This is a genomic window from Pseudomonas sp. B21-028 (genome assembly GCF_024749045.1).
GTDB lineage: Bacteria > Pseudomonadota > Gammaproteobacteria > Pseudomonadales > Pseudomonadaceae > Aquipseudomonas.
In genome coordinates, this window is record NZ_CP087184.1 from 4,518,405 (window position 1) to 4,531,371 (window position 12,967).

Below are 12,967 nucleotides of genomic sequence, written 5' to 3' on the forward strand. Positions count from 1 at the left end.
CATCCAACATTGATGTTGAATGATGCGCCGCCATCGCGAGCAGGCTCGCTCCCACAGTCGTTTTTGCGGCATGATCCTTACTTGTGTGAAGCGGTAACAAGTGTTTGAGTACCCCCCACGACCAATCAAACCCACCGCCCACCACCCAAAGCTTGACTTCTCTTTTCCAATCAGTAACATACGCGTCATTCCGCGATAGCTCAGTTGGTAGAGCAAGTGACTGTTAATCACTGGGTCCCTGGTTCGAGTCCAGGTCGTGGAGCCAGACAGCAATATCAAAAGCCCCTGAATCGAAAGATCCAGGGGCTTTTTTGTGGGCGAAAAACCTGCCGGAGGCCGTATAAGGCCCGCCCGAGGTCGCTACCGGAACAATATTCCGGCGCCAAAAAGGCATTATGGTCTGAATCCTGCTTTCTTTTTCCGCCAACCCGAGCTGTCACGTGAGCGTCATGGCTGTGCCGCAAGCTGGCCCTGTCCGTCAACAACAGCTTCATAACAACAAGGACGAAGGTATGCCCACGCAAAACCCCCACCGCATCGTCGGCCTGTGCACCTCCGGCAAGGTGTACAACGTGCTGACCGAGCTCAAGCACCTGGAAGGCCATCGTACCGCCAAGTTCCTTTCGCTGTTGACGGAAAACCTGGTGCGCAAGGGGGTGCTCAATGAACGGGAAGTGGTGCACATGCTCGATCTGGTGGTCGATTGAGCGGCATCGATTCCCACTATTGAAGCAGTTGATTTTTCCCCTTGCCGGCTGAGTCGTAAGGTAACCCCATCGATAGATGGAGGTTGTCCCCATGCTCAACATTCAAATCATGTCTGTCATTGGCAGCGCCGTTCCCGCCGCTCTCCGTGAACGTGGCCTGCTGGCCTGCTGGTATCTGGTCCAGGACGGCGTGACCATCAGCGGCCCACTGACTTCACTGCCCGCCGCCCAGGCCCTGTCGCAGCGCATCGGCACCTACCTGTTGAGCGCCTGATGGCGCACGACTAGGGCAACTTCACCCGGGGCGCGCTTTCGACAAACAAGGCCCAACAGGAAATGAACAAGGCAGCGATGAGCGGCCCGATCACGAACCCGTTCAGCCCGAACACCGCCAGGCCGCCCAGCGTCGAAACCAGCACCATGTAGTCCGGCATCTTGGTGTCCTTGCCTACCAGGATCGGGCGCAGGAGATTATCCACCAGGCCGATCACGAACACGCCGAACAGCGTCAGCACGACGCCTTGCCAGATCGCCCCGGAGAGCAGGAAATACACCGCCACCGGCGCCCAGACGATACCCGCCCCCACCGCCGGCAGCAGCGACAGGAAGGCCATCAGCACAGCCCAGGGCAACACGGTTGAAATGCCCAGGACCCAGAAGATCAGCCCGCCCAGAGCCCCTTGGGTGATCGCCACCAGCAGGTTGCCCTTGACCGTCGCGCGCACCACCCGATTGAACTTCAATTGCAGGCGCCGCTTCTGGTACTCCGCCAGGGGAATGGCCGTGCGCACCTTGCGCACCAGTTCCGCGCCGTCGCGCAGGAAGAAGAACAGCAGGTAGAGCATCACAAAGAAGCTGACCAGGAACTGAAACGTCCCCTGGCCGAAGCTGAAGGCCTGGGTGGCGAAGAACTCGCTGCCCTGCATGGCGCTCTTGACGATCTTGTCCCGCAATCCGCTCAGGTTACCCAAGCCAAAGCGGTCAAGCAGATGCTGGAAGTACGGCGGCAAGGCGTCCTTGAACCGCGCCAGGTAATCGGCAATGTCCAGCTCCCCGCTTTCCAGGCTCTTGTATAACGCCGTGCCTTCCTGGACCAGCAGCGTGCTGATGACGATCACCGGCAGGATCGCGATGACCACACAGATGCCCAGGGTGAACAGCGAAGTGACATTGCGCGGCCAGCCGAACTTCAGTTGCAGGCGGTGCTGCATCGGCGCGAAGACAATGCCGAGGATGACCGCCCAGAACACCGCGCCATAGAACGGCAGCAGGATCCAGATGAAGGCGACACTGACCAGGATCAGCAGCAGCATCTGGGATTTGTATTGCAGGCTCTTTCGGTTCATTTGCTTTCCATGTCACAGGCTCGATAAGTGTTAGTCCGTCGGGATTCGCCGGAGTGCCGTTGCGTTCACCGACCCCATTGATCCAGATCAACAGCGCCTGGTCGGCCGTGGCGTACCCTCGGCGCTTTTTGCGATCAGACGTCACCATGCCCCTCGTAGCCCCTGAACTGCTTGCCCCGGCCGGCACCCTGAAAAACATGCGCTATGCCTTCGCCTACGGCGCCGACGCGGTTTACGCCGGCCAGCCGCGCTACAGCCTGCGGGTGCGCAACAATGAATTCGACCATGCCAACCTGGCCCTGGGCATTCGTGAAGCCCAAGCTTCGGGCAAGCGCTTCTACGTGGTGGTGAACATTGCGCCGCACAACGCCAAACTGCGCACTTTCCTCAAGGACCTCGAGCCGGTGATCGCCATGGCGCCCGATGCGCTGATCATGTCCGACCCGGGGCTGATCATGCTGGTGCGACGGAACTTCCCACAGATGCCGATCCATCTGTCGGTGCAGGCCAACACGGTGAACTGGGCGAGCGTCGAGTTCTGGCAACAACAGGGCCTGAGCCGGATCATTCTTTCCCGGGAACTGTCCCTGGAGGAAATCGCCGAGATCCGCCAGCAAGTGCCGGCCATGGAACTGGAAGTGTTCGTCCATGGGGCCCTGTGCATGGCCTATTCCGGGCGTTGTCTGTTGTCGGGCTACCTGAATCGGCGCGACGCCAACCAGGGCAGTTGCACCAACGCCTGTCGCTGGAAATACTCGGCCCAGCCAGCGGTGGAAAACGCCGTGGGCGACATCGTGCACAGCTACCAGCCCGAACCCACCCTGGGCCTCGGCGCGCCCACCGGCCAGGTATTCCTGCTCCAGGAGGCCAACCGTCCGGACGAATCCATGCCGGCGTTCGAGGACGAGCATGGCACCTACATCATGAACGCCAAGGATCTGCGTGCCGTGCAGCATGTGGAGCGGCTGACCCGCATGGGCGTGCACTCCCTGAAGATCGAAGGCCGGACCAAGTCGCACTTCTACTGCGCGCGCACCACCCAGGTGTATCGCCGGGCGATCGATGACGCCATGGCCGGCCGCACCTTCGACCGTGGCCTGATGACCGACCTGGAGTCACTGGCCCAGCGCGGCTATACCGAGGGCTTCCTGCGCCGGCATGTGCATGATGAATACCAGAACTACCAGAACGGCAGCTCAGTCTCGGAGCGCCAGCAGTTCGTCGGCGAACTCACCGGCGAGCGGCGCGAACGCCTGGCTGAAGTGCGGGTCAAGAACCGCTTCGAGCTGGGCGACCACATGGAGCTGATGACGCCCAAGGGCAATTTTCACTTCGACCTGCATCAACTGCAGGACGTGAAAGGCCGGAGCATCGACGTCGCGCCGGGGGACGGGCATGTGGTGTACGTGCCGATACCGGATGCGGTGGACCTGCGGTTCGGGTTGTTGATGCGGGATGTGCGCAAGTCATAGGAGGGGCGGGCTTGGCAGTTGGCATCCTTGCCAACTGAACCGCCGCTATCGCGAGCAGGCTCGCTCCCACAGGGTCCGGGCTGAATCTGATACTTGCACGTCACCACCGATCCCTTGTGGGAGCGAGCCTGCTCGCGATGGCGGTGGATCGGTCATGAATGTTTAACTGGCTCACCATTCCAACAGGGATGGGGGCCACCCAACGGACCACGGCAGGAACTGCCGAAGGCTGCGATCCTCCTTTCCCGATAGGGCCTGGCATCCCAGGCGAAGACATCTGGATCGGAAGCAGAAGATCGCAGCCTTCGGCAGCTCCTGGCCGTCAGATCCGGAACTGTCCGACCAATTTGCCCAGGCGCTGGCCCAGGTCGCTCAGGCTGCGGGAGGTCTGGGCGCCGAGTTGGGTTTCGTCGGCCACGCTGTCCACCGCCACGGCGATCTGATGCACGCTGCGGTTGATTTCCTCGGCTACCGCGGTCTGCTCTTCCGCGGCGCTGGCGATCTGGGCGTTCATCGAGTTGATGGTGCCGATCAACTGCGCCATGGTGTCCAGGGAGGCTCCCGCCTCGTTGGCCCGGACCGATGTGCCGTCACCGGCCTCACTGGAACGACGCATCGCTTCCACCGCCGCATGGGTACCCGATTGCAGGCGGTCGATCATGCCCTGGATTTCCTGGGTGCTCTGCTGGGTCCGGCTGGCCAGGGCACGGACTTCATCGGCCACCACCGCAAAACCACGTCCCGCTTCCCCGGCACGCGCCGCCTCGATGGCCGCGTTGAGGGCCAGCAGGTTGGTCTGCTCGGCGATCGAACGAATCACCCCGAGTACGCTGACAATCGAAGCCACGTCCTGTTGCAGGCTGTCCAGGGACACGCCACTGCTGCGGATGTCGTTTACCAGCGCATGAATCTGCTGGATGCTGCCAGCCACCACCCGCTTGGCGGATTGACCTTCTTCGTCGGTCTGCTGGGCGGCTACGGCGGCGCCCTGGGCGCTGCGGGCCACTTCCTGGGCGGCGGACGACATCTCGTTGATCGCCGTGGCGACCTGGTCGGTTTCGTGGCGCTGGCGCTCCATGGCCTGCTCGGAACGCTGGGCCTGTTCGGAGACCTGGGCCACCAGCCCGGTCAGTTGCGAAGTCATGTCGGTGATCTGTCGCACCAGGCCATGGATCTTGTCGACGAAGCGGTTGAACGAGCCGGCCAGCTGGCCGAGTTCGTCCTGGCTGGTGATCGCCAGGCGCCGGGTCAGGTCGCCCTCGCCCGCCGCGATGTCGTCGAGGTTGTCTTTCATCAGGTTCAAGGGTCGCAGGATGGTGTTGGCCAGCAGCAGGCCCACCACCGCAATCACCAGCAGCACGACGGCAGCGATGCCGACAATGCTCAGGATCACGCCTTGCACACGCTCATGGACCTTGGCTTCCACCAGCGCCACCTGGGCTTCGATACCGTCCAGGTTGACCGAACTGCCGACTGCCATGTCCCACTTGGGCAGGTATTCGGTGTAGCCGAGCTTGGGCACCAAGGCCTTGCTATTGGGCAGCGGCGAGCTGTATTCGAGGTAGTGGGTCCCGTCCTTGGCAACTTTCACCAGGTCACGGTTGACGTAGACACCGTTCGGATCACGGTTTTCCTTGAAACTCTTGCCCACGCCGTCGGGGCTGTTGGCCTTGAACAGCCGCACGGTTTCGGAGTCGTAGCCGAAGAAGTAGCCGTCCTTGCCGTAACTGATGTTCGACAGCAGCTTGATGGCCTCGGCCCGCGCCGCGTTATCACCGGGAGCGGCTGCATCGTACAGCGGCTTGATGGCGGTCAGGCCCACCGCTACGTAGCTCTGCAGCGTCGCCTTGGCATCGGTAAGCAGGCGTTCGCGGGTCTGCTGAACCTCTTTACCGGCCTGTTCCGTCAAGATGAAAGCCGTGGTCAAGCTGATGATCATGGCGGACAACAGTACCGGCAATATTGCCAGGGACAGGACTTTAGCCTTCAGGCTCAGGCGCATGCTGATCACTCTTGTAAGTGTTATTGGCGTGGTTAGCTGTGTTAACGGCAAGCTTGGGGAAAACTGTAGGCCAATATCAAAAGCAATCGCGAGCAGGCTCGCTCCCACGGGAAATGTGGGAGCGAGCCTGCTCGCGATGAAAGCGAACCTGTCTCGGACTACAGCACCATCGCCGCCACCCAACCAAACGCCAGCAACGGCAGGTTGTAGTGAAGGAAGGTTGGAACCACCGTGTCCCAGATGTGGTGGTGCTGGCCGTCGATGTTCAGGCCGGAGGTCGGGCCGAGGGTCGAGTCCGAGGCAGGCGAGCCCGCATCGCCCAGGGCACCGGCGGTGCCGACGATGCAGACGATCGCCAGCGGGCTGAAGTCCAGTTGCAGGCACAGCGGCACGAAAATCGTGGCCAGGATCGGTACGGTGGAGAACGACGAGCCGATGCCCATGGTCACCAGCAGGCCCACCAGCAACATCATCAGCGCGCCGATAGCCTTGTTGTGGCCGATCCAGGCCGCCGAGGCTTCCACCAGGTTCTGCACTTCGCCGGTGGCCTTCATCACCTCGGCAAACCCCGAAGCGGCGATCATGATGAAGCCGATCATCGCCATCATTTTCATGCCTTCGGTGAACAGGTCGTCAGTCTCGCGCCAACGCACCACCCCCGACAGCGAGAAGATCAGGAACCCGGCCAGGGCACCGATGATCATCGAATCCACCAACAACTGAACCGCGAACGCCGCCGCCACAGCGATCCCGGCCACCATCAGGCTCATCGGGTTGTAGCGCACCGCCACCTGCTCGGCCCGGGCAATTTTCTTCAGGTCGTAGACGCGCTTCTTGCGGTAGCTGAACAACGACAGCAGCAAGCCGAATACCATGCCCAGCGCCGGGATGCCCATGGCGTGGGTGACATTGATGCCGCTGACGTCCACGCCGCTGCGGGCGATGTTGGCGAGCAGGATTTCATTGAGGAAAATATTGCCGAACCCCACGGGCAGGAACATGTAGGGGGTGATCAGGCCGAAGGTCATGACGCAGGCGATCATCCGACGATCCATCTGCAGCTTGGTCAGCACGTAGAGCAGCGGCGGTACCAGCAGCGGAATGAAGGCGATGTGGATCGGCAGGATATTCTGGGACGCGACGGCCACCGTCCCCAGCAAACCGATCAGCACCCATTTGACGCTGGAGCCCCCGGCGGCGTCCTGGCGGTCCACCAGGGCCAGCACCTTGTCGGCCAGGGCGTGGGCCATGCCGGACTTGGCAATCGCCACCGCGAAAGCGCCGAGCAAGGCGTAGGACAATGCCACTGTCGCACCGCCACCAAGGCCCGCGTTGAACGCCTTGAGCGTCGCCTCGATGCCCAGGCCACCGGTCAGGCCGCCCACCAACGCGCCGATAATCAGCGCGATCACCACATGCACACGGGACAGGCTGAGCACCAGCATGACGCCAACCGCGGCAATTACTGCATTTATCATCGTTACCTCAAGGCACAGCGGTGCAAAGCCACCGGAAAAAAGGCGGGGACTTTGCAGCAAGCGGCGCCAAGCTGCAAGGGCCGTGCGGCGGGTTTCGAGGTTGCCGTATTCAAAATCACCGCAGCCCTCCTGTGGGAGCGAGCCTGCTCGCGATAGCGTCCGGTCAGTCACCTTGATGCAAGCTGATACGCCGCCATCGCGAGCAGGCTCGCTCCCACAGGGTGATTTGGTGTGATCAGCGCCGAGGCAGTTCGATCAGGACTTTCAGCCCGCCCCACTCGCTGTCGTGCAGGGTCAGCGTCCCGCCCCAGGTGTCGACAATGTCCCGCACGATACCAAGCCCCAGGCCGTGGCCATCGGTCTGCTCGTCCAGGCGCGTGCCCCGGCTGAAGACCTGCTCGCGCCGCTCCTCGGGAATGCCTGGGCCGTCGTCTTCCACCGCCAGGGTGAATGTCCCGGCCGTTTCGGTCACGGTCAGGCGCACTTCGGCATCCGACCATTTACAGGCGTTGTCCAGCAGGTTGCCCAGTAGTTCCAGCAGGTCTTCGCGGTCCCAGGGCAGGTGCTGGCCTGGCGCGGCCACATAGCTCAGGTGCAAATGCTCGCCGTGGATCATGTTCAGCGTCGCCAGCAGCCCCGGCAGTTCCGCATCGCAGTCCAGCTGCGCGCCGGGCAAGGCATCGCCGGCCAGTCGGGCGCGGTTGAGCTCACGGTTCAGGCGCTGGCGCACCTGTTCCAGTTGTTCAAGCAACAACTTGCGCAGTTCAGGGTATGGATCGAGCTTTTCGTTCGAGGCCAGGCTTTGCAACACTGCCAGCGGGGTTTTCAGGGCATGGCCCAGGTTGCCCAGGGAATTGCGCGAGCGCTTGAGACTGTCTTCGGTGTGGGCCAGCAAATGATTGATCTGCGCCACCAGCGGTTCCAGCTCAAGGGGCACCTGTTCGTCGAGTTGCGAACGCTGGCCACGCTGTAGTTGAGCGATCTGTTCCCGGGCCTTCTCCAGCGGACGCAAGGCACGGCGCACCGTAAACCGTTGCAGCAGCAGGATCAGCAACAGCCCCGCCAGGCCGAGGACGAGGCCGATCTGCTGCATGCGCAGGAAACTGTCGCGCACGGGCGTGTAGTCCTGGGCCACGCTGATGGAAATCGCCTGGCCCAGGCGCCGATAGTCGGTGCGCAATACCAACAGTTTCTGGCCTTCAGGCCCCAGTTGCAGGTTGCTGTGCAGGCCCGGATGGTCGAGCCGGGGCAGTTCCTGGTCCCACAGGGAACGGGAACGCCAGTGCACGTCGGCAAAATCGATGCGGAAATAATGCCCGGAGAACGGTCGCAGATAGGCCGGCGACAAGCGCCGCTCATCCAGTTGCAGCCCCTGGGGGCCACGCGCCAGGGCCACCAGCAGACTCTCGCTGTCATTGCGCAAGCCGGCTTCCAGATAGCGCTGCAACCCCAGCTCGAACAGCCACAGACTGGTTTGCGCCAGGACCAGGCCGACCACCACCATCACACCGATCAGGCCCAGGCTCAGCCGTCGCTGAATAGATCTCACCGGGCCTGTCCGCCGAACAGGTAACCCTGCCCGCGACGGGTTTCGATCACGTTGCGTCCCAGCTTGCGTCGCAGGTGATTGACGTGGACTTCCAGCACATTGGAATCACGCTCGGTTTCACCGTCATATAGATGTTCGGCGAGATGGCTCTTGGAGAGGATCTGCTCGGGGTGAAGCATGAAATAGCGCAACAGGCGAAATTCGGCGGAGGTCAGTTGGATGTCCGCGCCGTCGCGGACCACACACTGGCGCCCCTCATCCAGATGCAGCCCGGCAGCCTGGAGCGTCGGCTGATTGGCCTGGCCATGGGAGCGGCGCAGCAGCGCCTGGACCCGCAGGTGCAGTTCCTCGGGATGAAACGGCTTGGTCAGGTAATCGTCGGCACCGGCCTTGAGGCCCTCGATGCGTTCGGCCCAGGAACCGCGGGCGGTGAGGATCAGCACCGGGGTGCTCAGGCCGCCGGCACGCCACTGGGCCAACACCTCGAGCCCCGGCACACCCGGCAGGCCAAGGTCGAGGATGATCAGGTCATAGGGTTCGCTGCTGCCCTGATACACCGCGTCGCGACCGTCGGCGAGCCAGTCCACGGCGTAGCCCTGTCGTGTCAGCCCGGCCATCAACTCGTCGGCCAGGGGAACGTGATCTTCCACCAGAAGCAGGCGCATCAGTCTTCCTTATCTTTGAGCAAGCGGCCGGATGCGGCCTCCAGATCCAGTTCGCGCACGACACCGTCGGTGTCCAGCATCTCGACCTCATAAATATAGACGCCGTGTTTCTCTTCCAGCTCGGCCTCCAGCAACTTGGCGCCGGGATGCAGGTCCAGCGCCTGTTGCAGCAATTGCTCCAGCGGCAGTATCACGCCTTGCTGGCGCAGTTGCAGGGCCTCGTCCTGGTCCAGGTCCCGCGCCATGACCACCGAACAAAACGCCAGCAGCACCAGCGGCCATCGACCGCGGGCGCAGAGATTAAGCTTCATTAAGTATCCTGATGATTCTTGAGCACCTTGCCGGTAACGGCGTCCAGTTCCATATCCCATTCAACGCCCTGGGTGTCGCGCAGCTCCACCTGATAAATGAACTTGCCGTACTTTTCTTCCAGCTCGACGTCGGTCACGGTGGCGCCAGGGTGTTTGGCCAGGGCGGCGGCATTGAGTGTTGCAAAGGACTGAATGGTACCAGCGTCTTGCAGTTTTCGGGATTCGTCGGGGCCCAGGTCCCGTGCGTGGGCAAGACTGGCGCCCAGTGCCATGAGCGTTGCGATGAAAAAGGCAGTCAGGCGGTTCAAGGGTTATCTCCTTTTTATAATCGTCACGGGGCGACTGTAGCCGGGTGAACTTAACTGAAGCTGAATGGCCATCATGGAACACAGATCAACGACCGAGCTCCTTGTGGGAGCGAGCCTGCTCGCGATGGCGGTGGGTCAGTCACCTTGTTGAAATCTGATGCGCCGCCATCGCGAGCAGGCTCGCTCCCACAGGGATTTGTGTCGCTATAATCCGTTGCTTGCCCACGCCAAGAGACCGGTATGACCGCCATCCACATCAAGTTTCCCGCCCTCACCCTCAAGGCAGGTCCCCGTGCCCTGGCGCGGATTCGCGAAGCCGGCCTCAAGGCGGCCGACGTCGGCATCCTGCCCGGTGCCGCCGGTGGTCCCAAGGCCCTGGGCATCCAGGGACTGGACCTGGCGCTGTTTGGCGAATGGCTGCCTGCCGCTCCCCGTGAGCGCTCGTTGATCGGCGCTTCCGTGGGCTCCTGGCGCTTCGCCAGCGCCTGCCTGCCGGATGCCGCCGACAGCATCCGACGCCTGGGCAGTTTGTACAACGGGCAAAGTTTCGCCAAGGGCGTGACCATGGCCGGGGTCAGCCAGAGTTCGCAACGCATGCTCGACGACCTGCTCGAAGGCCGCGACGCGACGATCCTCGCCAACCCGCATTACCGGCTCAACATCATGGTAGTCAAAAGCCACGGCTTGCTCGCGCAGGATCATCGCGGGCGGCTGGGCCTGGGCCTGTCGTCGGTCATTGCCGACAACCTGCGAGGCCGGGCGCGGCTGTCGCGGCATTTCGAACGGCTGATCATCCACGACCCGCGCCTGGCACCGCCGCTGCATCCCTTGAACGACTTCCCATCACGATTCGTCCCGCTTGCGGCCGGCAATCTGCGCCAGGCGCTGCTGGCCTCGGGCTCGATTCCGATGGTGATGGAGGGCGTGCGCGACCTGCCGGGCGCCGGTGCCGGCACCTACCGCGACGGCGGCTTGCTGGACTATCACCTCGACCTGCCCTACAGCGGCGAAGACATCGTGCTGTATCCCCATTTCACCGACCGGGTCATTCCCGGCTGGTTCGACAAGAGCCTGCCGTGGCGCCGGGGCAACATCGGACGCCTGCAAGATGTCCTGTTGGTGGCGCCGTCCCGTGAGTACCTGGCTCGCCTGCCCTACGGCAAGCTGCCGGACCGGAACGACTTCAAGCGTTTCATGGGCGATGACGCGAGCCGCCGCACCTACTGGCAGACGGCGATGGACGAGAGTCGCCGCCTGGGCGACGAGTTCCTTGAATTGGCGGCCAACGGTGGGCTGGGCGAGCGTTTGCTGACCCTTTAGTCAGCATGAGCGCGCAACGCCGGAGCCAAACTGATAAACTCCGCCGCCTGCCTCGCGACCGCTACCTTAAAGAGCCTGAACTTGTGGAAATCTTCAAAGAATTCACCTTCGAATCCGCCCACCGCCTGCCCCACGTACCGGACGGCCACAAGTGCGGCCGTCTGCACGGCCACTCGTTCAAGGTGGCGATTCACCTGAGCGGTGACATCGACCCGCACACCGGCTGGATTCGTGACTTCTCGGAAATCAAGGCGATCTTCAAGCCGCTCTACGAGCGCCTGGACCACAACTACCTCAACGACATCCCTGGCCTGGAAAACCCCACCAGCGAAGTCCTCGCCAAGTGGATCTGGAACGAGCTCAAGCCGTTGCTGCCGGAACTCAGCGCCATTCGCATCCATGAGACGTGCACCAGCGGCTGCATCTATCGCGGCGAGTAACCCGCAGTCCCAATCTTGCATAGAGCTTTTGTGGCGAGGGGATTGATCTGTGGAGAGGGGTCTATCTGTGGCGAGGGGATTTATCCCCGCTGGCGTGCGTAGCGCGCCCCAAAGATACGAAGCGAATTAATGCTGGAAATTTGGGGCTGCTTCGCAGCCCAGCGGGGATAAATCCCCTCGCCACAGATAGACCTCTCTCCACAGATAGACCTCTCTCCACAGATAAATCCCCTCTCCACAGATAGCCCCCTCTCCACAGATCAATCCCCTCTCCACAGATAGCCCCCCTCTCCACAGATCAATCCCCTCGCCGCAGGTATGTTTCCCCAGGAAAACTGCAATGGCCTATGCTCTATCCCCTGAACCCCCCTTCAGTGGAGCATCGACCATGACCGACTGGCCGCTGGATCAGGCATACACCTTCAACGGACACACCATTCGCTATGCCATCCACGGTGACGGCCCGCCGCTGGTATTCGTCCATGGCACGCCCTTTTCGTCGTACGTGTGGCATCGAATCGCCCCGCTCTTGAGCGCCACCCACCGGGTGCATTACTTTGACCTGTTGGGTTATGGCCAATCCGGGCAACCCGATGCCGATGTCTCCCTCGGCGTACAGAACCACCTGTTCGCGCAGCTGCTGGAGCACTGGGGCCTGGACTGTCCCGATGTGGTGGCCCACGACTTTGGCGGCGCCACCGCCCTGCGCACGCACCTGCTCAATGGCAAAAACTACCGCAGCCTGACGCTGATCGACCCGGTGGCGCTGTCGCCCTGGGGCTCCCCCTTCGTCCAGCATGTGCGACGGCATGAAGCAGCCTTCAGCGGGCTGCCCGATTACATTCAGCGCGCCATTGTGCCGACGTATATCCGCGGCGCGATCAAGCGGGACATCCCGGACGCAGAACTGGCGCCCTACGTACAGCCGTGGCTTGGCGAGACAGGCCAGGCCGCGTTTTATCGGCAGATTGCGCAAATGGACGAGCGTTACACCCGCGAGGCAGAGGGCCTGTATTCGAGTGTGCGCTGCCCGACGCAGATACTGTGGGGCGAGGATGACCAATGGATCCCCATCGAGCGCGGCCGGGCGCTGCACGCGCTGATTCCAGGCGCGCAATTCCACCCGGTGCCGAACGCCGGGCATCTGGTCCAGGAAGATGCGCCGGAAGCCATTGTGGCGGCAATCTTGGGTTTCTTGTTACAGCTCCAGCCTCTCTGAAACCCAATCCCCTGTGGGAGCGAGCCTGCTCGCGATGGCGGCCTATCCGTTGAAATGGACGTGACTGATCCGGCGCCATCGCGAGCAGGCTCGCTCCCACAGGGGGTAATGAGAACCGTGTTCCAACTTGAATCATCGCTGCACCACTTT

13 protein-coding genes, 1 tRNA gene and 1 pseudogene are annotated in these 12,967 nt (G+C 62.3%); 7 read left to right on the forward strand and 8 right to left on the reverse strand.

Going from position 1 to position 12,967, the window contains the following annotated elements:
• Nucleotides 1-189: 189 nt before the first annotated feature.
• From LOY35_RS19220 to LOY35_RS19230, 3 genes are all read left to right on the forward strand, one after another.
• Nucleotides 190-265: transfer RNA gene (locus tag LOY35_RS19220), tRNA-Asn, on the forward strand.
• A 247-nt stretch (nt 266-512) separates the two neighbouring features.
• A complete protein-coding gene (locus LOY35_RS19225; protein WP_024776483.1) occupies nt 513-707 on the forward strand; it encodes a hypothetical protein in 195 nt (64 codons plus the stop codon).
• A 91-nt stretch (nt 708-798) separates the two neighbouring features.
• A complete protein-coding gene (locus LOY35_RS19230) occupies nt 799-981 on the forward strand; it encodes a hypothetical protein (protein WP_047700561.1) in 183 nt (60 codons plus the stop codon).
• Between the two features lie 10 nt (nt 982-991).
• Here LOY35_RS19230 and LOY35_RS19235 read toward each other — a convergent pair whose 3' ends face one another.
• Nucleotides 992-2,053 (reverse strand): AI-2E family transporter, encoded by a 1,062-nt coding sequence (locus LOY35_RS19235; protein WP_258625725.1) that lies wholly within the window; start codon nt 2,051-2,053, stop codon nt 992-994.
• Between the two features lie 146 nt (nt 2,054-2,199).
• On the opposite strand from LOY35_RS19235, the gene yegQ reads away from it, so the two are divergent.
• Entirely contained in the window at nt 2,200-3,525 is a 1,326-nt protein-coding gene (gene yegQ, locus LOY35_RS19240) for a tRNA 5-hydroxyuridine modification protein YegQ (RefSeq protein WP_258625727.1), read from the forward strand.
• Nucleotides 3,526-3,847: 322 nt separating this feature from the next.
• Here yegQ and LOY35_RS28650 read toward each other — a convergent pair whose 3' ends face one another.
• The 7 genes and pseudogenes from LOY35_RS28650 to LOY35_RS19270 all read right to left on the reverse strand — a co-directional run bounded on the left by LOY35_RS28650 (nt 3,848) and on the right by LOY35_RS19270 (nt 9,838).
• Nucleotides 3,848-4,669, reverse strand: a complete 822-nt coding sequence (locus tag LOY35_RS28650) for a methyl-accepting chemotaxis protein (protein WP_408981262.1) — start codon at nt 4,667-4,669, stop codon at nt 3,848-3,850.
• Nucleotides 4,670-4,753: 84 nt separating this feature from the next.
• Nucleotides 4,754-5,527: pseudogene (locus tag LOY35_RS28655) on the reverse strand (cache domain-containing protein); the annotation flags it as partial.
• Nucleotides 5,528-5,685: 158 nt separating this feature from the next.
• Nucleotides 5,686-7,002, reverse strand: a complete 1,317-nt coding sequence (locus tag LOY35_RS19250) for a Na+/H+ antiporter family protein (RefSeq protein ID WP_258633682.1) — start codon at nt 7,000-7,002, stop codon at nt 5,686-5,688.
• A 238-nt stretch (nt 7,003-7,240) separates the two neighbouring features.
• Nucleotides 7,241-8,554 (reverse strand): sensor histidine kinase, encoded by a 1,314-nt coding sequence (locus LOY35_RS19255; protein WP_258625731.1) that lies wholly within the window; start codon nt 8,552-8,554, stop codon nt 7,241-7,243.
• Nucleotides 8,551-9,219, reverse strand: a complete 669-nt coding sequence (locus LOY35_RS19260; protein ID WP_258625732.1) for a response regulator transcription factor — start codon at nt 9,217-9,219, stop codon at nt 8,551-8,553. The genes LOY35_RS19255 and LOY35_RS19260 overlap by 4 nt, the downstream gene beginning before the upstream one ends.
• Nucleotides 9,219-9,530, reverse strand: coding sequence for a PepSY domain-containing protein (locus LOY35_RS19265; protein WP_258625733.1), 312 nt, complete (start codon nt 9,528-9,530; stop codon nt 9,219-9,221). Before LOY35_RS19265 ends, LOY35_RS19260 begins: the two co-directional genes overlap by 1 nt.
• Complete coding sequence (locus LOY35_RS19270; protein WP_258625735.1) at nt 9,530-9,838, reverse strand: PepSY domain-containing protein; 309 nt, start codon at nt 9,836-9,838, stop codon at nt 9,530-9,532. The genes LOY35_RS19265 and LOY35_RS19270 overlap by 1 nt, the downstream gene beginning before the upstream one ends.
• A gap of 240 nt (nt 9,839-10,078) precedes the next feature.
• Between LOY35_RS19270 and LOY35_RS19275 the strand changes: the two genes are divergently transcribed.
• The 3 genes from LOY35_RS19275 (at nt 10,079) to LOY35_RS19285 (ending at nt 12,817) form a co-directional block, all read left to right on the forward strand.
• Complete coding sequence (locus tag LOY35_RS19275; protein WP_258625736.1) at nt 10,079-11,158, forward strand: patatin-like phospholipase family protein; 1,080 nt, start codon at nt 10,079-10,081, stop codon at nt 11,156-11,158.
• Nucleotides 11,159-11,241: 83 nt separating this feature from the next.
• Nucleotides 11,242-11,598, forward strand: coding sequence for a 6-carboxytetrahydropterin synthase QueD (queD, locus tag LOY35_RS19280; RefSeq protein ID WP_047700553.1), 357 nt, complete (start codon nt 11,242-11,244; stop codon nt 11,596-11,598).
• Nucleotides 11,599-11,986: 388 nt separating this feature from the next.
• Nucleotides 11,987-12,817, forward strand: a complete 831-nt coding sequence (locus LOY35_RS19285; RefSeq protein ID WP_258625737.1) for an alpha/beta fold hydrolase — start codon at nt 11,987-11,989, stop codon at nt 12,815-12,817.
• Nucleotides 12,818-12,967: the final 150 nt, after the last annotated feature.

What these genes read in the sequence shown, in the direction of transcription:
- LOY35_RS19225 (WP_024776483.1), top strand. Translation starts at nt 513, where the DNA reads ATGCCCACGCAAAACCCCCACCGCATCGTCGGCCTGTGCACCTCCGGC.
- LOY35_RS28650 (WP_408981262.1), bottom strand. Translation starts at nt 4,669, where the DNA reads ATGACTTCGCAACTGACCGGGCTGGTGGCCCAGGTCTCCGAACAGGCC.
- LOY35_RS19265 (WP_258625733.1), bottom strand. Translation starts at nt 9,530, where the DNA reads ATGAAGCTTAATCTCTGCGCCCGCGGTCGATGGCCGCTGGTGCTGCTG.
- LOY35_RS19285 (WP_258625737.1), top strand. Translation starts at nt 11,987, where the DNA reads ATGACCGACTGGCCGCTGGATCAGGCATACACCTTCAACGGACACACC.
- LOY35_RS19275 (WP_258625736.1), top strand. Translation starts at nt 10,079, where the DNA reads ATGACCGCCATCCACATCAAGTTTCCCGCCCTCACCCTCAAGGCAGGT.
- LOY35_RS19235 (WP_258625725.1), bottom strand. Translation starts at nt 2,053, where the DNA reads ATGAACCGAAAGAGCCTGCAATACAAATCCCAGATGCTGCTGCTGATC.
- LOY35_RS19230 (WP_047700561.1), top strand. Translation starts at nt 799, where the DNA reads ATGCTCAACATTCAAATCATGTCTGTCATTGGCAGCGCCGTTCCCGCC.
- yegQ (WP_258625727.1), top strand. Translation starts at nt 2,200, where the DNA reads ATGCCCCTCGTAGCCCCTGAACTGCTTGCCCCGGCCGGCACCCTGAAA.
- LOY35_RS19260 (WP_258625732.1), bottom strand. Translation starts at nt 9,219, where the DNA reads ATGCGCCTGCTTCTGGTGGAAGATCACGTTCCCCTGGCCGACGAGTTG.